This window comes from Streptomyces sp. NPDC002564, from assembly GCF_042889645.1.
Taxonomy (GTDB): Bacteria; Actinomycetota; Actinomycetes; order Streptomycetales; family Streptomycetaceae; genus Streptomyces.
Genome location: NZ_JBIARE010000001.1, coordinates 212,584 through 231,724 on the forward strand (window position 1 = coordinate 212,584; position 19,141 = coordinate 231,724).

Annotated in this window: 17 protein-coding genes; 11 read left to right on the forward strand and 6 right to left on the reverse strand. The window is 67.5% G+C overall.

Annotation, left to right across the window (positions count from 1 at the left end; genetic code table 11):
- Nucleotides 1-84 precede the first annotated feature (84 nt).
- Complete coding sequence (locus tag ACFYXE_RS01055) at nucleotides 85-3,999, forward strand: DNA-directed RNA polymerase subunit beta' (RefSeq protein WP_361164970.1); 3,915 nt, start codon at nucleotides 85-87, stop codon at nucleotides 3,997-3,999.
- Nucleotides 4,000-4,065: 66 nt separating this feature from the next.
- On the opposite strand, the gene ACFYXE_RS01060 is transcribed toward ACFYXE_RS01055, so the two are convergent.
- The 6 genes from ACFYXE_RS01060 to ACFYXE_RS01085 all read right to left on the reverse strand — a co-directional run bounded on the left by ACFYXE_RS01060 (nucleotide 4,066) and on the right by ACFYXE_RS01085 (nucleotide 10,667).
- Nucleotides 4,066-5,130, reverse strand: a complete 1,065-nt coding sequence (locus ACFYXE_RS01060; RefSeq protein ID WP_389307758.1) for a M48 family metalloprotease — start codon at nucleotides 5,128-5,130, stop codon at nucleotides 4,066-4,068.
- A gap of 22 nt (nucleotides 5,131-5,152) precedes the next feature.
- Nucleotides 5,153-5,683 carry a Pycsar system effector family protein gene (locus ACFYXE_RS01065; RefSeq protein WP_389307760.1) on the reverse strand — a complete coding sequence of 177 codons (531 nt, stop codon included), beginning with the start codon at nucleotides 5,681-5,683 and terminating at the stop codon, nucleotides 5,153-5,155.
- Complete coding sequence (locus tag ACFYXE_RS01070; RefSeq protein ID WP_389307762.1) at nucleotides 5,680-6,741, reverse strand: hypothetical protein; 1,062 nt, start codon at nucleotides 6,739-6,741, stop codon at nucleotides 5,680-5,682. The genes ACFYXE_RS01065 and ACFYXE_RS01070 overlap by 4 nt, the downstream gene beginning before the upstream one ends.
- Before the next feature lie 52 nt (nucleotides 6,742-6,793).
- Nucleotides 6,794-9,004, reverse strand: a complete 2,211-nt coding sequence (locus ACFYXE_RS01075) for a hypothetical protein (protein ID WP_389307764.1) — start codon at nucleotides 9,002-9,004, stop codon at nucleotides 6,794-6,796.
- A 2-nt stretch (nucleotides 9,005-9,006) separates the two neighbouring features.
- Entirely contained in the window at nucleotides 9,007-9,810 is an 804-nt protein-coding gene (locus ACFYXE_RS01080; protein WP_389307766.1) for a hypothetical protein, read from the reverse strand.
- A 134-nt stretch (nucleotides 9,811-9,944) separates the two neighbouring features.
- A complete protein-coding gene (locus tag ACFYXE_RS01085) occupies nucleotides 9,945-10,667 on the reverse strand; it encodes a Crp/Fnr family transcriptional regulator (RefSeq protein WP_389307768.1) in 723 nt (240 codons plus the stop codon).
- 386 nt (nucleotides 10,668-11,053) lie between these two features.
- On the opposite strand from ACFYXE_RS01085, the gene rpsL reads away from it, so the two are divergent.
- The 10 genes from rpsL (at nucleotide 11,054) to rpsS (ending at nucleotide 19,141) form a co-directional block, all read left to right on the forward strand.
- The gene (gene rpsL, locus ACFYXE_RS01090; protein ID WP_003948652.1) at nucleotides 11,054-11,425 is read left to right on the forward strand and encodes a 30S ribosomal protein S12; all 372 of its coding nucleotides are present in this window, start codon (nucleotides 11,054-11,056) and stop codon (nucleotides 11,423-11,425) included.
- 2 nt (nucleotides 11,426-11,427) lie between these two features.
- Nucleotides 11,428-11,898 carry a 30S ribosomal protein S7 gene (gene rpsG, locus ACFYXE_RS01095; protein WP_003974303.1) on the forward strand — a complete coding sequence of 157 codons (471 nt, stop codon included), beginning with the start codon at nucleotides 11,428-11,430 and terminating at the stop codon, nucleotides 11,896-11,898.
- A 39-nt stretch (nucleotides 11,899-11,937) separates the two neighbouring features.
- The gene (gene fusA, locus ACFYXE_RS01100; protein WP_361164967.1) at nucleotides 11,938-14,064 is read left to right on the forward strand and encodes an elongation factor G; all 2,127 of its coding nucleotides are present in this window, start codon (nucleotides 11,938-11,940) and stop codon (nucleotides 14,062-14,064) included.
- Between the two features lie 144 nt (nucleotides 14,065-14,208).
- The gene (tuf, locus tag ACFYXE_RS01105; RefSeq protein WP_361164964.1) at nucleotides 14,209-15,402 is read left to right on the forward strand and encodes an elongation factor Tu; all 1,194 of its coding nucleotides are present in this window, start codon (nucleotides 14,209-14,211) and stop codon (nucleotides 15,400-15,402) included.
- Between the two features lie 520 nt (nucleotides 15,403-15,922).
- On the forward strand, nucleotides 15,923-16,231 hold the full coding sequence (gene rpsJ / locus ACFYXE_RS01110) for a 30S ribosomal protein S10 (RefSeq protein WP_003948644.1): 309 nt from the start codon (nucleotides 15,923-15,925) through the stop codon (nucleotides 16,229-16,231).
- A gap of 14 nt (nucleotides 16,232-16,245) precedes the next feature.
- Nucleotides 16,246-16,890 (forward strand): 50S ribosomal protein L3, encoded by a 645-nt coding sequence (rplC, locus tag ACFYXE_RS01115; protein ID WP_361164961.1) that lies wholly within the window; start codon nucleotides 16,246-16,248, stop codon nucleotides 16,888-16,890.
- Between the two features lie 8 nt (nucleotides 16,891-16,898).
- Entirely contained in the window at nucleotides 16,899-17,552 is a 654-nt protein-coding gene (gene rplD / locus ACFYXE_RS01120; protein ID WP_150171088.1) for a 50S ribosomal protein L4, read from the forward strand.
- Nucleotides 17,552-17,971, forward strand: a complete 420-nt coding sequence (gene rplW / locus ACFYXE_RS01125) for a 50S ribosomal protein L23 (protein WP_055564827.1) — start codon at nucleotides 17,552-17,554, stop codon at nucleotides 17,969-17,971. Before rplD ends, rplW begins: the two co-directional genes overlap by 1 nt.
- A gap of 39 nt (nucleotides 17,972-18,010) precedes the next feature.
- Complete coding sequence (rplB, locus tag ACFYXE_RS01130; RefSeq protein ID WP_361164957.1) at nucleotides 18,011-18,847, forward strand: 50S ribosomal protein L2; 837 nt, start codon at nucleotides 18,011-18,013, stop codon at nucleotides 18,845-18,847.
- A 12-nt stretch (nucleotides 18,848-18,859) separates the two neighbouring features.
- A complete protein-coding gene (rpsS, locus tag ACFYXE_RS01135) occupies nucleotides 18,860-19,141 on the forward strand; it encodes a 30S ribosomal protein S19 (RefSeq protein ID WP_125514475.1) in 282 nt (93 codons plus the stop codon).

Here is a 19,141-nt window from a genome sequence, read left to right on the forward strand (position 1 = left end):
GGAAAGGGTGATCAAGGCCCGCCGGCCCCAGGACCCCCGTTTCAGACCCCTAAGACTTACAACCCTGAGAGGGATTGACGCATAGTGCTCGACGTCAACTTCTTCGATGAGCTCCGGATCGGTCTGGCCACCGCTGACGACATCCGTCAGTGGAGCCACGGCGAGGTCAAGAAGCCCGAGACCATCAACTACCGCACCCTCAAGCCCGAGAAGGACGGACTCTTCTGCGAGAAGATCTTCGGTCCGACCCGGGACTGGGAGTGCTACTGCGGCAAGTACAAGCGTGTCCGCTTCAAGGGCATCATCTGTGAGCGCTGTGGCGTCGAGGTCACGCGCGCCAAGGTGCGCCGTGAGCGGATGGGCCACATTGAGCTGGCCGCGCCCGTCACCCACATCTGGTACTTCAAGGGCGTCCCGTCGCGCCTCGGCTACCTGCTGGATCTCGCCCCGAAGGACCTCGAGAAGGTCATCTACTTCGCGGCGTACATGATCACGTTCGTGGACGAGGAGCGCCGTACGCGCGACCTGCCCTCCCTGGAGGCGCACGTCTCCGTGGAGCGTCAGCAGATCGAGAACCGTCGCGACTCGGACCTCGAGGCCCGCGCCAAGAAGCTCGAGACCGACCTGGCCGAGCTCGAGGCCGAGGGCGCCAAGGCCGACGTGCGCCGCAAGGTGCGCGAAGGCGCCGAGCGCGAGATGAAGCAGCTGCGCGACCGTGCGCAGCGCGAGATCGACCGTCTCGACGAGGTGTGGAGCCGCTTCAAGAACCTCAAGGTCCAGGACCTCGAGGGCGACGAGCTGCTCTACCGCGAGCTGCGTGACCGCTTCGGCACGTACTTCGACGGCTCGATGGGTGCCGCTGCCCTGCAGAAGCGCCTGGAGTCCTTCGACCTCGACGAGGAGGCCGAGCGCCTCCGCGAGATCATCCGCACCGGCAAGGGCCAGAAGAAGACCCGTGCGCTCAAGCGCCTCAAGGTCGTCTCCGCGTTCCTGCAGACCAGCAACAGCCCCAAGGGCATGGTGCTCGACTGCGTGCCGGTCATCCCGCCGGACCTGCGTCCGATGGTGCAGCTGGACGGTGGCCGCTTCGCGACCTCCGACCTGAACGACCTGTACCGCCGCGTGATCAACCGCAACAACCGCCTGAAGCGCCTTCTCGACCTCGGTGCGCCCGAGATCATCGTGAACAACGAGAAGCGCATGCTCCAGGAGGCGGTCGACGCCCTCTTCGACAACGGCCGTCGTGGCCGCCCGGTGACGGGCCCCGGCAACCGTCCGCTGAAGTCCCTCAGCGACATGCTGAAGGGCAAGCAGGGCCGATTCCGTCAGAACCTGCTCGGCAAGCGTGTGGACTACTCCGCGCGTTCCGTGATCGTCGTCGGTCCGCAGCTGAAGCTGCACCAGTGCGGTCTGCCCAAGGCCATGGCGCTGGAGCTCTTCAAGCCGTTCGTGATGAAGCGCCTGGTCGACCTGAACCACGCGCAGAACATCAAGAGCGCCAAGCGGATGGTCGAGCGCGGCCGCACGGTCGTGTACGACGTCCTCGAAGAGGTCATCGCCGAGCACCCGGTTCTGCTGAACCGTGCGCCCACGCTGCACCGCCTCGGCATCCAGGCCTTCGAGCCGCAGCTGGTCGAGGGCAAGGCCATCCAGATCCACCCGCTCGTCTGCACCGCGTTCAACGCGGACTTCGACGGTGACCAGATGGCCGTGCACCTGCCGCTCTCCGCGGAGGCGCAGGCCGAGGCCCGCATCCTGATGCTGTCCTCGAACAACATCCTCAAGCCCGCCGACGGCCGCCCGGTCACGATGCCGACCCAGGACATGGTCCTCGGTCTGTTCTTCCTGACCACCGACGGTGAGCTCCGCGACGTCAAGGGCGAGGGCCGCGCGTTCGGTTCGACCGCCGAGGCGATGATGGCGTTCGACGCCGGCGAGCTCGCGCTCCAGTCGTCCGTCGACATCCGCTTCCCGGTGGGCACCATCCCGCCGCGCGGCTGGACCCCGCCGGTCTCCGAGGCCGGGGACGAGGGCCTGGAGGAGCGTCCGTACCAGCAGGGCGACAGCTTCCGGCTGCGTACGTCGCTGGGCCGCGCGCTCTTCAACGAGCTGCTGCCCGAGGACTACCCCTTCGTCGACTACTCGGTCGGCAAGAAGCAGCTCTCCGAGATCGTCAACGACCTCGCCGAGCGCTACCCCAAGGTCATCGTGGCGGCGACGCTCGACAACCTGAAGGCGGCGGGCTTCTACTGGGCGACCCGTTCCGGTGTCACCGTGGCCATCTCCGACGTCGTGGTCCCCGCGGCCAAGAAGGAGATCGTCGCGGGCTACGAGGCGCAGGACGAGAAGGTCCAGAAGCAGTACGAGCGCGGTCTGATCACCAAGGACGAGCGCACGCAGGAGCTCATCGCGATCTGGACCAAGGCGACCAACGAGGTTGCCGAGGCGATGAACGCGAACTTCCCGAAGACGAACCCCATCTTCATGATGGTTGACTCGGGTGCCCGAGGAAACATGATGCAGATGCGTCAGATCGCCGGTATGCGTGGTCTGGTATCGAACGCGAAGAACGAGACGATCCCGCGTCCGATCAAGGCCTCGTTCCGTGAGGGCCTGACCGTTCTCGAGTACTTCATCTCTACGCACGGTGCCCGTAAGGGTCTGGCGGACACGGCTCTGCGTACCGCCGACTCCGGTTACCTCACCCGTCGTCTGGTCGACGTCTCGCAGGACGTCATCATTCGCGAGGAGGACTGTGGCACCGAGCGCGGTCTGAAGCTCAAGATCGCGGTCAAGGGCGAGGACGGTGTGCTCCGCAAGACGGAGAACGTCGAGACCTCGGTCTACGCCCGCATGCTGGCCGAGGACGTCGTCATCGACGGCAAGGTCATCGCGCCGGCCAACGTCGACCTCGGTGACGTGCTCATCGACGCCCTGGTCGCCAACGGCGTCGAGGAGGTCAAGACCCGCTCGGTCCTGACCTGTGAGTCCGCGGTCGGCACCTGTGCCTTCTGCTACGGCCGTTCGCTCGCCACCGGCAAGCTGGTCGACATCGGTGAGGCGGTCGGCATCATCGCCGCCCAGTCCATCGGTGAGCCCGGTACCCAGCTGACGATGCGTACCTTCCACACCGGTGGTGTGGCCGGTGACGACATCACCCAGGGTCTGCCCCGTGTCGTCGAGCTCTTCGAGGCCCGTACGCCGAAGGGTGTCGCCCCGATCTCCGAGGCCGCGGGCCGTGTCCGCATCGAGGAGACCGAGAAGACGAAGAAGCTCGTCGTCACCCCGGACGACGGCAGCGACGAGACGGCGTTCCCGATCTCGAAGCGTGCCAAGGTCCTGGTGCGCGAGGGCGACCACGTCGAGGTGGGCCAGAAGCTCACCTTCGGTGCGACCAACCCGCACGACGTGCTGCGGATCCTCGGTCAGCGCGCGGTCCAGGTCCACCTGGTCGGCGAGGTCCAGAAGGTCTACAACTCGCAGGGTGTGTCGATCCACGACAAGCACATCGAGATCATCATCCGGCAGATGCTGCGCCGCGTGACGATCATCGAGTCCGGCGACGCGGAGCTGCTGCCGGGCGAGCTCGTCGAGCGCTCGAAGTTCGAGACCGAGAACCGTCGTGTGGTCACCGAGGGCGGTCACCCCGCCTCCGGCCGTCCGCAGCTGATGGGTATCACCAAGGCCTCGCTGGCGACGGAATCCTGGCTGTCGGCCGCCTCCTTCCAGGAGACGACCCGAGTCCTGACGGATGCGGCGATCAACGCCAAGTCCGACAGCCTCATCGGCCTCAAGGAGAACGTCATCATCGGTAAGCTCATCCCGGCCGGTACGGGTCTGTCCCGCTACCGCAACATCCGGGTGGAGCCCACCGAGGAGGCCAAGGCCGCGATGTACTCGGCCGTCGGCTACGACGACATCGACTACTCCCCGTTCGGCACGGGCTCCGGCCAGGCCGTTCCGCTGGAGGACTACGACTACGGGCCGTACAACCAGTAAGCGGTAGTTGTTCGAGTTGAAGGGCGCTCGCCTCCTTCGGGGGGTGGGCGCCCTTCGGCGTTTCCGCTATCCGCTCGGATCCAGGTAGGGCTTCAGGCGGTGCAGGCGGGTCGGATAGTCGGGGTGCGTGGAAAGGAGCCGGGCCAGCATCCCGGGGTGGTCGGGCCTCGCTCCGGCCGCCGCCACGGAGCGGCGCCTGGCTTCGGTCTCTGCCGTGTGCATGGCGGTCAGCACCTGGGCGAGGGTCGGGCCGAACCCCAGTGCGGCGGCGTGCTGGTCCGCGCGCAGCTCGGCTCGGCGTCCCACGGCCGCGATGAGGTACGGCGTGACGACCAGTACCAGGGGCAGGCCGTAGAGGTGGGTGATCGTTAAGTACGTGAAAAAGGCGATCACGAAGACCAGTGCCGTGGTGGCCAGCCAGGAGAAGGAACTGGTGACCGCTACGGCTAAGACGACCACCCAGCGGATGGCGTACCAGGCCGCTCGGCCGGGCAGCGCGTACCAGTGGCCGAGCAGCGAGGTCCACACGTGCCCTCCGGTGTGGTGTCCGAGTTCGTGGGCGAGGACCGCGGCGAGCTGGGAGCTGGGTAGGTGCCCCAGGGCGTAGCGGGTGACGCCGACGATGTGGCCGGCGGCGGCGTACGCGTTCAGGTCGTCGCTGTCCTCGATCCACAGCTCGTATGTCTGGCCGTCGACGCCCGCGCGGGCGGTCACCTCGCGCCAGACGGGGGCGAGCCGCGCGTACTCGTCAGGCATGGGGCGCTGCAGGCGCAGGAGGTGACGCGCGAGAAAGTCCTCGGTCGGGCGGTGGAAGAGCAGCGCCCCGGACAGCAGCCAGACCAGGGGCGGTACCCAGAGCGGAACGCCCAGCCAGGCGTCGAGCCCGGCGGACAGCAGCAGGATCACCAGCAGGCTCATGACCGTGCCGGGCAGGAGCAGGACGAGCTGGCCCAGCGCTGTCGCGTCGACTCCGCGCTGGCGTGCTGCGTAGTGCAGGCGGCCACTCCGGTGCCGGTAGTCGAGATCGTCGGCGGCCGGTGTCCGGCGTTCCGCGGCTTCTTCTGCCGGCTGCCACCGCGTGGTGTCGTCGTCGGGTGGGCCGGGGTTCGGGGGATCGGTCGATCGGTCCATGGTCAGCCTCCGGGAGGGGACGTCAGCCGATGAGTAGGGAGCCGGGGAGCAGCACCACGCTCGCGGCGAAAGCGATCAGGCCCACGCGCATCCACTGGTGCTTACGCAGGGCGATACGACTGATCTCGGACAGAGCCGCGAGCGTGCCGAGCAGGGGTGCCTGTTCGGTTTCGACCAGCGCTTGTGCCAAGTGGCCGCTGCGCGCCGCTCGCCGAATGTCGTCGAAGTAGGACAGGGGGGCGCCGGGGGTCCACCGGGTGCGGGTGCCGTACCGGGGCAGAACGGCCATGAGCATCGCCAGGAGCGCCACGGCAAGTGCGAGGATCCCGCACCACCACGCCGAGCTGCCCGGGAGGGAGAGCGCGCCCGGACTCCACCCGTGCCTGGCCAGCAGGCTGCTGAAGACTCCCGCCGCCACTCCTAGGGCTGCCGCGAGAACGGCCGCCTTGGAGTCCGCGCGGGCGATCTCGGCGCGCAGGTCCGCGAGCAGGCGCTCGGCGACTCCGGCTCCTGGAACGGGAGCGGGAGGCGGCTGTGCGTTCGTGGCAGTCACGGTGTGAGGTCCGTCGGCTTGTCGCCGTCCTGCGGGTCCGACGGGGGCAGGTCCCGGGGCGGGCCCGGCTCGGTGAGCCACCCTTCCGAGGGGGCGGGAGGCGTTGCCGGCGGCCGTGCCGAGAGCTGTTCCTGGGACATGCCCTCGACGTGCTGATTGAAGAGTTCGTACATGAAGTCCAGGGCCCGACGCTTGGGCCCTTCCAGTTCGTAGTCCTCGGCGCTCTCGCCGCTGAGGAGTTCCCGCGCCAGCTCCACTTCGGCGAGGACCAGACGGAGCCGGTCCTCGCGCATGCAGTTCACGACGAGCCGTGAGTCCTGCGGATTGCCCGCGAGGTGCATGGCCCAGGCCACCACGCCCCCTTGCTCCAGATAGCGCTGGTAGAACTCGATCTTCTCGGCCTCGAACTTCCGGAGTTCCGCCCCCTGCTGCTCCGCGCGTATCTGCTCGGCGGTGTGGTGATCGATGGACTGAAGGCGTCGCTGGTGGTCGATGTCCTGCTGGTCGCGGCGGAGCCGTAGCGTCCAGGTCGTCCGCAGGCCCACGGTCTTGCCGGGCGGTGTCCTGTCGGAGAGCGCGTCCAGCAGGTGCCGCTCGGCGCTCGCGCTGTCGTGGATGGCGAACTGGCGTGTGTGGGGGCGCGCGGCCTGTTGCAACTCGCCGAGGAGCAGGGCCGGTACGTCGCGGTGGCCGCTCTTGACGACGGCGGCGGGGTCGGCGACCTGCCATGACAGGTCGACCGTGGCGATGAACTCGAAGGCGTCGTTGTCGCTGGGCAGAGAGATCTCGGCCCGGTATGGATGGACCCCCATGTCGACCTCGTACACCGCTGTGTAGCGCTTCGCCGCCACTTCGCCGCGGCTAGGCCGCACGGGTGGCAGATAGGGGTCGTATCCGCCTTTGGGCCTGGAGAAGACCAGTGCGTGATCGATGCGGGTCAGCGTCTTGCGGGCGAACCCGAATCGCGAGAGCTGTCGCACGGTGATGACGGGGTCGATCAGCGGTGTGTGGCGGTCGGCCGGTTGCTGCCAGTCCGGTGGCTGGCGGAAGTCGGGCATCGCGCATTCCTCCTCGGTGGGCGTGCGGGCGAAGCGGCGGTGGGTGCGTGGGTCAACGGCGGTGCGGCAGGACGGCCAGCAGGCGGGCCGCGGCGGCGGGCGGGGGAGCGCCGTCCTCGCCGTGCAGGGTGCGCAGCAGATGACTGAGGCGCTGGTGTTCGGAGACCGTGGTGACCAGGGCCGGGAGCAGGCCGGCCAGCGCCCGCTCCGTCACCGGGTCGTGGTCGGCCGCCCGGACCCAGGCGCCCAGCTCCTCAAGGGCTGCCTTCGTGTGCTTGCGGTCGTCGAGCGCCGAGCGCCACAGCCGTGCGATGTCGCCGGCCGCGCTGCCTCCGTCCGCCGTCGACGTCGCGTACCAGTCGAGGAGCAGTGGCCGTCCATATCGCGCGTCGTCCTTCCGCCGAGCACACGCGCTGAGGAAGCCGCGCAGGGCGAGATCGTGCACGGCCCGGTCTTGGTCGAGCCTGCGCAGCAGTTCGGCGAGGACCCGCTCGCCGGCCGGGGAGAGGAGCAGCAGTTCCACGGACTGGGCGAGCTGTTTCACCATGCGGTCGTCGATGTCCCCCTCGTCGCCGTCCTCGTCGACGGCCGCGTACTCCTTGCGGACGGCGCTGCGCAGAGCGGCCAGGGTCTGGTCAGGACGCTCCGTGCCGATCAGGCCGTAGGCGCGGGTGGCCACCCACCGCATCGCCTGCTCCTCGCTCGTGCACCAGGAGTCGAGGATGCTCGGGATGTTGGGCGCCTCCAGGAGGTGCGCGAGTGCCAGGGAGTTGACGGCGACGAGACGGTGGCGGAACAGGCGGGACATGGCCCACGGCTCGATGATCAGAGCCATCGTGGAGGGCAGGTCCGCGTACGCGAGGACGGCGACGGTCGACGCCGCGCGGGTGCGTACCAGGGGCCTTCCGTCACCGGCGAGCCGCTGGAGCCAGTGCACGAGAGCGGGCCTGGCCGAGGGGTGCCCCGTCCACACCTCGCGCAGTAGGACCAGCGAGACCCGATCGTCGAGGAAGGCGGCTTTGGATTGCGTGACCGGTCCCCACTCCGTGTTCTCCTCCTCCGGATACCACCGGGCACGGGCGAGTTGGAGGCGCTTGCCGATGTGCGTGCCGAAGACGGGGACCTGAGGCTGCAGGGCGGAGTCAGCGGTCTCTTGGAGGAAGGCGTAGAGGAGGTCGCTCAGTTCGGCCGTGAGCGCGTAGGGCCCTCCGTCGAAGGCGGCAAGGGCGATGAGGAACGCCTTGTCGCGCAGCGGGATGAGCTCTTCGTTCTCGTCGAACCACTCCTGGACCTGAGCTTCGAGGGTGAACAGCGAGAAGGTCCCGACCTTCTCGTCGGTGACCTCTCCGTCCGCGTACAGCTTGAGGTGCTTCGCGAAGGCGGCCACCTCGCGCAGCTGGTGGTCGCGCTTGAGGAACTCCGTGACGGCGGGCAGTGCCAGCAGCCGCCGCGCGGTCGACTCGTCGGTCAGTTCGATCAGATGGCGCATCAGTACGTCGCCGGGGCCCGGCGGTTTCCACTCGACGGCGGCGATGTCCTCCAGCGCGGCCATGGGGCCGACGGTGATCACCAAGTAGGCGTCGTCGTGCTCGAGTTGGCCGCGGGCGGCGAGTAGGTGCGGTTCCCTGAGCGGCTGGTCGCGGCGGGTGGTCAGGTCGCACAGCACGTACCCCTTGGCGGGGTGCTGGTCGTCGCTGAGCTGCTGGACGAGCTGGGCCGGTGTGGTGTCGCGCACGAGGGAGCGGACGGGGGAGACCCCCAAGCGGTGGAGCAGCATCAGCGCGGCGGTGCGGCGTCCGCTGAAGTGCGGCCCTGAGAGCACGATGACCCGTTCCCTGCGGAGCCGCGCCAGCAGGCCCTCGAACGCGGGTTCGGCGGTGACGAAGTACGGGGCGAGGCGGTCCAGTGTCGAGAGCGGCACCTCGCCGGAGCCGTGGCTCGTGGCCGAGACGCCGAAGTGGTAGACCTCCGTCTTGCTGCCCATGATCACGTCGCCAGCGACCAGGCCACCACTCACGCCGTGCTGGTCGCCCGCGACCAGGCTGCCGCCGAAGCGCGCGTTGTCGCCGACGCCCATCGCCCGCGGGCTGTGGTCGACCAGGTCCCTGCGGGCCGACCACGCGTCCTGTGGCTGATCCGACTCTTCCTGCTGTTCCTCGGCCTCCGCCGCCTCGGAGCCCGCCTGCTGGGGGTTTCCGGGCGCGTCCTTGTCGTGCTGCTGCTGAGGTCCTGCTGCCCCGGGCCGGGGGACAGGTTCGCCCACGCTCACCTCCGCTCACCGTTCCGGGGCGCGTCGCCGCCTCCGAGGCGCACGTCCCCATGCACCGTGCCGTGGCCGGAGACGCCGTGCTGATCGCCGGCCACGTAGCTGCCGCCGAAGGAGGCATTGCTGAGGTCGACGGGGCCGGGAGGCGCGGTCCGGGCGCGCGGCGCCGCCACCGTGCGGTCCTCCGGCTCCCGGGCAGCCCCGGAGGTTTCGGCGGGGCCCGGCACCTCCTTCGGCGCCGGGCCGTGCAGCCAGGCCCGCAACTGCCCGTTCTTGCTCCCCACGGTGACGGGGTGGAACGCGTCCTTGGGAACGCCGGGGTAGTCGTGCTGCACGATGCCGTGGTGCACGCTCTCCGAGACGCACAGGACGAAGTCGTCCGGACGCTCGCGCAGCGCCCTGCGCAGGACGTCGGCGTCGAGCAGACGGCAGGCGTGGTTGAGGTCGGCTCCCACCCAGCCGTCGAGCTCGTCGACGGCGACGTATCCCGTGGCGAGCACGGCCCGCAGCCTGATCTGCGCGGACTGCGAAGCCATCCGGTTCACGGCACGCAGCTCCGTCGGCACCTCGGCCAGCAGGGTCCGGAGCAGCCCCGTCACCGAGGCGCCGGCATCGATCAGCTCCATCACGCAGTCACCGCGGTCGGCGCGCTGTCGGCGGGTCTCGTCGATTCCGCACCTCTCCAGCACACGGTCGGCGACCGTGTAGAGCATGCGCCGCAGGTACGCCTGTTCGACGTCGTCTCGGTCGCTGTACTTCTCAATGTCGAGGAGAAGGATCGTCCGGCTCAGGGGGTCGGTCATGGCCACCTCTCAAGTGGGAGTCGTGCCAGGCAGCAGCTTGGCGACGACGAGCCCGCGGCCGTGAGGGCAGACGACTCACTCGGACTGTGACCGTGTGCACAGAACCGGCTCGGGGGAGGTGCGACGGTCAGGGGTCAGGCGTCCGGGTGTTCGGAGCGTGCGATGCGGCGCAGGACGTCCGGTCTGGCGACGACGATCCTGCGGCGGCTCGTGGCGACGATCTGCCGGTTCCGCAGCTCCTTCAGGAGCCGGGCGACCGCCTCGCGGGAGGCCCCGACCGAGCCGGCGAACTCCTGCTGGCTGAGCGGGATGGTCAGCGCGATGCCCTCGTCCGTCCGCGTGCCGTGGGTCCGCATGAGGTCGAGCAGCAGGACGGCGAGCCGCTCGCGCACGGTGAGCGCGGCCCACTCCAGCCGTCGGCGATCGGTCGACCGCTGCCGGTCGGTGGCGAGTCCGAGGAGCTTCAGGGCAACCTCGGGGCTGCCCGTGAGGAACCTGGTGAAGCGGCTCTGCTCAATGGCGACCGCTTCGACCTGTTCCAGGGCGGTCACGGTGGCGGAGCGGCCGCGGCCGCTCAGTGCGGCGCCCTCCCCGACGATGTCGCCGGGGCCCCGCAGGGCGAGGAGGGCTTCGTAGCCGTTGGTGGCCGTGGCGGTGACCTTGGTCCAGCCCTGGAGGAGCAGCAGCACGTGCGTGGAGGGCTCATCCTGGCGCATGATGGCGTCGCGGGCGGGATAGTGCAGGGGGCGGCCGATGGCCAGCAGCGCGGTCCTGTCCTCCCGCTCCAGCCGTGCGAGGAAGGGCACCCGATCATCGAGGCCGTCGTCGCTCCACGCGTGCCCCAGCCCGCCGGTCATCTCGCTGCCCCCGTGTTCACGTGCGCCGATGCCTTCGACCTCGCAACCAGTCAACGTACTTGAGGTGGCCGTTCGGGGAACCGGCGACAATCAGCCGCCCTGGCCGGGGCCAGTCGCGCACGAATCGAAAAGCCCGGCGTGTCGGGGCCCATCGCATTTGTTTTGACCAGACTCGATGAGGTAGGTACGCTCAGACCTTGTGCCTGGGGTGTGCCTGGGCTCGCGCGCGTGTCCTCAACCGCAGCGTGAGTCCTGAAACGGCCACCGTAATCTGCGCTCCTTCCCGCCTTGCGGCGGGAGTCTGCAGCATTCGACACACCCGACCGCGTGGGTCGGCGATGTTCCGGGTTAGCTTTACTATTCGGCACACAGAAACCGGAGAAGTAGTGCCTACGATCCAGCAGCTGGTCCGTAAGGGCCGGCAGGACAAGGTCGAGAAGAACAAGACGCCCGCACTCGAGGGTTCGCCCCAGCGCCGTGGCGTCTGCACGCGTGTGTTCACGACCACCCCGAAGAAGCCGAACTCGGCCCTCCGTAAGGTCGCGCGTGTGCGTCTGACCTCCGGGATCGAGGTCACGGCCTACATTCCGGGTGAGGGACACAACCTGCAGGAGCACTCCATCGTGCTCGTGCGTGGTGGCCGTGTGAAGGACCTGCCTGGTGTTCGTTACAAGATCATCCGCGGTTCCCTCGACACCCAGGGTGTCAAGAACCGCAAGCAGGCCCGCAGCCGCTACGGCGCCAAGAAGGAGAAGTAAGAATGCCTCGTAAGGGCCCCGCCCCGAAGCGCCCGGTCATCATCGACCCGGTCTACGGTTCTCCTCTGGTGACCTCCCTCATCAACAAGGTGCTGCTGAACGGCAAGCGCTCCACCGCCGAGCGCATCGTGTACGGCGCCATGGAGGGCCTGCGCGAGAAGACCGGCAACGACCCGGTCATCACGCTGAAGCGCGCGCTTGAAAACATCAAGCCGACCCTCGAGGTCAAGTCCCGCCGCGTCGGTGGTGCGACCTACCAGGTTCCGATCGAGGTCAAGCCCGGTCGTGCCAACACGCTGGCCCTGCGCTGGCTGGTGGGTTACTCCCGCGCCCGTCGCGAGAAGACCATGACCGAGCGTCTGCTCAACGAGCTCCTCGACGCCTCCAACGGCCTCGGTGCCGCTGTGAAGAAGCGCGAGGACACCCACAAGATGGCCGAGTCCAACAAGGCCTTCGCGCACTACCGCTGGTAGTCGCTACCCACATCGAGACCGAGAGAAGACTGAGCCGACATGGCTACCACTTCACTTGACCTGGCCAAGGTGCGCAACATCGGCATCATGGCCCACATCGACGCGGGCAAGACGACGACCACCGAGCGGATCCTGTTCTACACCGGTGTCTCGTACAAGATCGGTGAGGTCCACGACGGCGCCGCCACGATGGACTGGATGGAGCAGGAGCAGGAGCGTGGCATCACGATCACCTCTGCTGCCACCACCTGCCACTGGCCGCTGAACGACGTCGATCACACCATCAACATCATCGACACCCCGGGCCACGTCGACTTCACCGTCGAGGTGGAGCGTTCGCTCCGCGTGCTCGACGGTGCCGTGACGGTGTTCGACGGCGTCGCCGGCGTTGAGCCCCAGTCCGAGACGGTGTGGCGTCAGGCGGACCGCTACGGCGTCCCGCGTATCTGCTTCGTCAACAAGCTCGACCGCACCGGTGCCGAGTTCCACCGCTGTGTCGACATGATCGTCGACCGCCTCGGTGCGACCCCGATCGTCATGCAGCTGCCCATCGGCGCAGAGGCTGACTTCAAGGGCGTCGTCGACCTCGTCACCATGAAGGCCTTCGTCTGGTCCGCCGAGACCAAGATGGGCGAGGCCTACGACATCGTCGACATCCCCGACACGCACACCGAGGCTGCCGAGGAGTACCGCGGCAAGCTCCTCGAGGCCGTCGCGGAGAACGACGAGCAGATGATGGAGCTGTACCTGGAGGGCCAGGAGCCCACCGAGGAGCAGCTGTACGCGGCGATCCGTCGCGTCACCATCGCCTCGGGCAAGGGCGGCGACACCACCGTCACCCCCGTGTTCTGCGGCACCGCGTTCAAGAACAAGGGCGTCCAGCCCCTGCTCGACGCGGTCGTGCGCTACCTGCCGTCCCCCCTGGACGTCGAGGCCATCGAGGGCCACGACGTGAAGGACCCGGAGACGGTCGTCAAGCGCAAGCCGTCCGACGAGGAGCCGCTGTCGGCCCTCGCCTTCAAGATCGCGAGCGACCCGCACCTCGGCAAGCTCACCTTCGTCCGGATCTACTCCGGTCGCCTGGACTCCGGCACCGCGGTGCTGAACTCCGTCAAGGGCAAGAAGGAGCGCATCGGCAAGATCTACCGCATGCACGCGAACAAGCGTGAGGAGATCGAGTCGGTGGGCGCCGGTGACATCGTCGCCGTCATGGGTCTGAAGCAGACCACCACGGGTGAGACGCTCTGTGACGACAAGCAGCCGGTGATCCTGGAGTCCATGGACTTCCCGGCGCCGGTCATCCAGGTCGCCATCGAGCCGAAGTCCAAGGGCGACCAGGAGAAGCTGGGTGTCGCCATCCAGCGCCTCTCGGAGGAGGACCCCTCCTTCCAGGTCCACTCGGACGAGGAGACCGGCCAGACCATCATCGGTGGTATGGGCGAGCTTCACCTCGAGGTGCTCGTCGACCGCATGAAGCGCGAGTTCCGCGTCGAGGCGAACGTCGGCAAGCCGCAGGTCGCGTACCGCGAGACGATCCGCAAGACCGTCGAGCGCGTGGACTACACCCACAAGAAGCAGACCGGTGGTACCGGTCAGTTCGCCAAGGTGCAGATCGCGATCGAGCCCATCACGGACGGCGACGCGTCGTACGAGTTCGTGAACAAGGTCACCGGTGGCCGCATCCCGCGGGAGTACATCCCGTCGGTGGACGCCGGTGCGCAGGAGGCCATGCAGTTCGGCATCCTCGCCGGCTACGAGATGACGGGCGTTCGCGTCACGCTTCTCGACGGTGCCTACCACGAGGTCGACTCCTCGGAGCTCGCCTTCAAGATCGCCGGCTCGCAGGCCTTCAAGGAGGCCGCGCGCAAGGCAAGCCCCGTGCTGCTCGAGCCGATGATGGCCGTAGAGGTCACCACGCCCGAGGACTACATGGGCGATGTCATCGGTGACATCAACTCCCGCCGTGGCCAGATCCAGGCCATGGAGGAGCGCAGCGGCGCTCGCGTCGTGAAGGGCCTCGTGCCCCTCTCGGAGATGTTCGGCTACGTCGGAGACCTCCGCAGCAAGACGTCGGGTCGCGCAAGCTACTCAATGCAGTTCGACTCCTACGCCGAGGTTCCGCGGAACGTCGCCGAGGAGATCATCGCGAAGGCCAAGGGCGAGTAACTCACCCGAGTTCACGCTTTAGGCTTGACACCATCCGCCGGGGTTCGACCCCGCAGGGCGAGAACCCCGGCGGCTGGCTTCCCAGCAAAGATCACCTGGCGCCGATGAAGCAAGGCGTACAGAACCACTCCACAGGAGGACCCAGTGGCGAAGGCGAAGTTCGAGCGGACTAAGCCGCACGTCAACATCGGCACCATCGGTCACATTGACCACGGTAAGACGACCCTCACGGCCGCCATTACCAAGGTGCTGCACGACGCGTACCCCGAGCTGAACGAGGCCTCGGCCTTCGACCAGATCGACAAGGCTCCCGAGGAGCGCCAGCGCGGTATCACGATCTCGATCGCGCACGTCGAGTACCAGACGGAGACCCGTCACTACGCCCACGTCGACTGCCCCGGTCACGCGGACTACATCAAGAACATGATCACGGGTGCCGCGCAGATGGACGGCGCCATCCTCGTGGTCGCCGCCACCGACGGCCCGATGCCGCAGACCAAGGAGCACGTGCTCCTGGCCCGCCAGGTCGGCGTTCCGTACATCGTCGTCGCCCTGAACAAGGCCGACATGGTGGACGACGAGGAGATCCTGGAGCTCGTCGAGCTCGAGGTCCGTGAGCTCCTCTCCGAGTACGAGTTCCCGGGCGACGACGTTCCGGTCGTCAAGGTCTCGGCGCTCAAGGCGCTCGAGGGCGACAAGGAGTGGGGTGAGTCCGTCCTCAACCTGATGAAGGCTGTCGACGAGTCCATCCCGGAGCCCGAGCGTGACGTCGACAAGCCGTTCCTGATGCCGATCGAGGACGTCTTCACGATCACCGGTCGTGGCACCGTCGTCACCGGTCGTATCGAGCGCGGCATCCTCAAGGTCAACGAGACCGTCGACATCATCGGCATCAAGACCGAGAAGACCACCACCACGGTCACCGGCATCGAGATGTTCCGCAAGCTGCTCGACGAGGGCCAGGCCGGTGAGAACGTCGGTCTGCTCCTCCGTGGCATCAAGCGCGAGGACGTCGAGCGCGGCCAGGTCATCATCAAGCCCGGTTCGGTCACGCCGCACACCGAGTTCGAGGCCCAGGCCTACATCCTGTCGAAGGACGAGGGTGGCCGTCACACCCCGTTCTTCAACAACTACCGCCCGCAGTTCTACTTCCGCACCACCGACGTGACCGGCGTCGTGACCCTCCCCGAGGGCACCGAGATGGTCATGCCGGGCGACAACACTGAGATGACCGTTGAGCTCATCCAGCCCGTCGCGATGGAAGAGGGCCTGAAGTTCGCCATCCGTGAGGGTGGCCGGACCGTCGGCGCCGGCCAGGTCACCAAGATCAACAAGTAGGCTTCGCCTGCTTGAAGATCGGGGAGACCCGGTCGCTCTGAACTGAGCGCAGCGAAGAGCCCCGTCCACCTCACGGTGGGCGGGGCTCTTTGCGTACGCGATCCCGGCCGTGGCAGCTTGACAGTTCGACCCGATTGGCCTTGGGCGTGCCCCGTATGGCACACTGTTCAGGTTGCTCGGTTGAGTGCCGATGCTGTGCGCCTCCCGCCGGGAGGACTGGAAGCGAGTCCCACAGTACTCGTCGCCCCATCTGTCGAGGGGTCCGCAAGGATCCGCAGGCAGCGCTGTGGCGGACGTACGGGAATCTTTCGGGAAGTGCAGTGCGGTGGCTCGGCCAGGCGCCCGGTGGGTTTCTTCCCCCGGACCCGCGGTCATCGAGGGCCGCAGCCCCTAGCAGGGATTCCTTCGGGAGATCTGTGTGAGCGGGACTGCGACACGCCCGACCGCGTGGGTCGGAGGAAGTAGAAAAAAGGGCCTCCCGGGGGCCAGAGCGTTCGAGACGAAGGACTACTAAGTAGCCATGGCGGGACAGAAGATCCGCATCCGGCTCAAGGCCTACGACCACGAGGTCATCGACTCCTCGGCGAAGAAGATCGTCGAGACGGTGACGCGTACTGGTGCGTCGGTCGCGGGCCCGGTGCCGCTGCCCACTGAGAAGAACGTGTACTGCGTCATCAAGTCGCCGCACAAGTACAAGGACTCGCGCGAGCACTTCGAGATGCGCACGCACAAGCGCCTGATCGACATCCTCGACCCGACCCCCAAGACCGTTGACTCGCTGATGCGCCTGGACCTTCCGGCCGGCGTTGACATCGAGATCAAGCTCTGAAGGGCGCGAAAGAGATGACCAAGCAGATCAAGGGCATCCTGGGCGAGAAGCTCGGCATGACCCAGGTCTGGGACGAGAACAACCGTGTCGTCCCGGTGACCGTGGTCAAGGCCGGACCCTGCGTCGTTACCCAGGTCCGTACGAATGACAACGACGGCTACGAGTCGGTCCAGATCGCCTTCGGCGAGATCGACCCGCGCAAGGTGAACAAGCCCCTCAAGGGCCACTTCGCCAAGGCCGACGTGACCCCCCGTCGCCACCTCGTCGAGATCCGTACCGCTGACTCCAGCGAGTACACCCTCGGCCAGGAGCTGACTGCCGAGACGTTCGAGGCCGGTATCAAGGTCGACGTCACCGGCAAGAGCAAGGGCAAGGGCTTCGCCGGTGTGATGAAGCGTCACAACTTCCACGGCGGCAAGGCCTCCCACGGTGCCCACCGCGTGCACCGCAAGCCCGGTTCCATCGGTGGCTGTGCCACCCCCGGCCGTGTCTTCAAGGGCATGCGCATGGCGGGTCGCATGGGCAACGAGCGGGTCACCACCCAGAACCTGACCGTCCACGCCGTTGACGCGGAGAAGGGCCTGCTGCTCATCAAGGGCGCGGTTCCTGGTCCGAACGGCGGCCTCGTCCTGGTCCGTACTGCGGCCAAGGGGGCCTGAGGTAACCCATGAGCACCATTGACATCCTTTCGCCGGCAGGCGACAAGACCGGGACGGTCGAGCTCCCCGCGGAGATCTTCGACGTCGAGAAGATCAGCATTCCGCTGATCCACCAGGTCGTCGTCGCGCAGCTGGCCGCGGCCCGTCAGGGCACGCACAAGACCAAGACCCGCGGCGAAGTCCGTGGTGGTGGCAAGAAGCCTTACCGCCAGAAGGGCACCGGCCGCGCGCGCCAGGGTTCGACCCGTGCGCCGCAGTTCGCCGGCGGTGGCGTCGTCCACGGCCCCGTGCCGCGTGACTACTCCCAGCGCACCCCGAAGAAGATGAAGGCTGCCGCTCTGCGCCACGCCCTCACCGACCGGGCGCGCAACTCCCGCATCCACGTCGTCTCCGGCGTGGTCGAGGGCGAGATCTCGACGAAGGCCGCGAAGAGCCTGCTCGGCAAGGTCAGCGAGCGCAAGAACGTGCTCCTGGTCATCGAGCGCTCGGACGAGCTGTCGCTGCTCTCCGCCCGCAACCTGCCCCAGGTCCACATCCTGGAGCCGGGCCAGCTGAACACGTACGACGTGCTCGTCTCGGACGACGTGGTCTTCACCAAGGCCGCGTTCGAGTCCTTCGTGTCCGGCCCGAAGGCCACTGACACCGAAGGGAGCGAAGCCTGATGGCCATCCGTCACCAGAGCATCGCGTCCAAGGCCGCGAAGGCCGCGAAGGCCGCGCGCGTCGCCAAGGCGAAGCGCATCGCGACCGAGGGCAAGATCGCCGTTGAGCCCACCCCGCTGAGCAAGTCCTTCTCGGACCCGCGCGACGTCCTCGTCAAGCCGGTCGTCTCCGAGAAGTCGTACGCGCTGCTCGACGAGGGCAAGTACACGTTCATCGTGGCCCCCGGCGCCAACAAGACCCAGATCAAGCAGGCCGTCGAGGCGGTCTTCTCGGTCAAGGTCACCGGCGTCAACACGATCAACCGTCAGGGCAAGCGGAAGCGTACGCGCACCGGGTTCGGCAAGCGTGCCGACACCAAGCGCGCCATCGTGACCCTTGCTGAGGGCGACCGTATCGACATCTTCGGCCAGGCCTCCTAACGGAGTGCCCTGGTCCGAATATCGGACGAGGACTGAGAAATGGGAATCCGCAAGTACAAGCCGACTACGCCGGGCCGTCGTGGCTCCAGCGTCGCCGACTTCGTCGAGGTAACGCGGTCCACGCCGGAGAAGTCGCTGGTCCGCCCGCTGCACAGCAAGGGCGGCCGTAACAACGCCGGTCGGATCACCGTTCGTCACCAGGGTGGCGGACACAAGCGCGCCTACCGCGTGATCGACTTCCGTCGTCACGACAAGGACGGCGTGCCGGCCAAGGTCGCGCACATCGAGTACGACCCCAACCGCACGGCGCGCATCGCGCTGCTGCACTACGCGGACGGCGAGAAGCGCTACATCCTCGCCCCGCGCGGCACGCAGCAGGGTGACCGGATCGAGAGCGGCCCCGGTGCCGACATCAAGCCCGGCAACAACATGGCGCTGCGCAACATCCCGGTCGGTACGACGCTGCACGCCATCGAGCTCCGGCCCGGCGGCGGCGCGAAGTTCGCCCGCTCCGCGGGTGCCTCGGTGCAGCTGCTCGCGAAGGAAGGCGCCATGGCGCACCTTCGTATGCCGTCCGGCGAGATCCGTCTCGTCGACGTGCGCTGCCGCGCCACCATCGGCGAGGTCGGCAATGCCGAGCAGTCGAACATCAACTGGGGCAAGGCCGGCCGCATGCGCTGGAAGGGCGTCCGCCCGACCGTGCGTGGTGTCGTGATGAACCCGGTCGACCACCCGCACGGTGGTGGTGAAGGCAAGACCTCCGGTGGTCGTCACCCGGTCTCGCCGTGGGGCAAGAAGGAGGGTCGTACTCGTGATCGCAACAAGGCGAGCAACAAGTACATCGTCCGTCGCCGCAAGTCGAACAAGAAGCGCTAGGAGCGGGTTTAGATGCCGCGCAGTCTCAAGAAGGGGCCCTTCGTCGACGACCACCTCGTAAAGAAGGTGGACGTCCAGAACGAAGCCGGCACCAAGAACGTCATCAAGACCTGGTCCCGTCGCTCGATGATCATTCCCAGCATGCTGGGTCACACGATCGCGGTGCACAACGGCAAGACCCACATCCCGGTGTTCGTCACCGAGTCGATGGTCGGCCACAAGCTCGGCGAGTTCTCGCCGACTCGCACCTTCCGCGGCCACGTCAAGGACGACCGGAAGTCGAAGCGCCGCTAG

Excerpts from the sequence above, each read along its gene's own strand:
- rpsG (WP_003974303.1), top strand. The coding sequence starts at position 11,428 with ATGCCTCGTAAGGGCCCCGCCCCGAAGCGCCCGGTCATCATCGACCCG.
- fusA (WP_361164967.1), top strand. The coding sequence starts at position 11,938 with ATGGCTACCACTTCACTTGACCTGGCCAAGGTGCGCAACATCGGCATC.
- rplB (WP_361164957.1), top strand. The coding sequence starts at position 18,011 with ATGGGAATCCGCAAGTACAAGCCGACTACGCCGGGCCGTCGTGGCTCC.
- ACFYXE_RS01060 (WP_389307758.1), bottom strand. The coding sequence starts at position 5,130 with ATGGACCGATCGACCGATCCCCCGAACCCCGGCCCACCCGACGACGAC.
- rpsJ (WP_003948644.1), top strand. The coding sequence starts at position 15,923 with ATGGCGGGACAGAAGATCCGCATCCGGCTCAAGGCCTACGACCACGAG.
- ACFYXE_RS01070 (WP_389307762.1), bottom strand. The coding sequence starts at position 6,741 with ATGCCCGACTTCCGCCAGCCACCGGACTGGCAGCAACCGGCCGACCGC.
- rplW (WP_055564827.1), top strand. The coding sequence starts at position 17,552 with ATGGCCATCCGTCACCAGAGCATCGCGTCCAAGGCCGCGAAGGCCGCG.
- ACFYXE_RS01080 (WP_389307766.1), bottom strand. The coding sequence starts at position 9,810 with ATGACCGACCCCCTGAGCCGGACGATCCTTCTCCTCGACATTGAGAAG.
- rplC (WP_361164961.1), top strand. The coding sequence starts at position 16,246 with ATGACCAAGCAGATCAAGGGCATCCTGGGCGAGAAGCTCGGCATGACC.
- rpsS (WP_125514475.1), top strand. The coding sequence starts at position 18,860 with ATGCCGCGCAGTCTCAAGAAGGGGCCCTTCGTCGACGACCACCTCGTA.
- rplD (WP_150171088.1), top strand. The coding sequence starts at position 16,899 with ATGAGCACCATTGACATCCTTTCGCCGGCAGGCGACAAGACCGGGACG.
- ACFYXE_RS01085 (WP_389307768.1), bottom strand. The coding sequence starts at position 10,667 with ATGACCGGCGGGCTGGGGCACGCGTGGAGCGACGACGGCCTCGATGAT.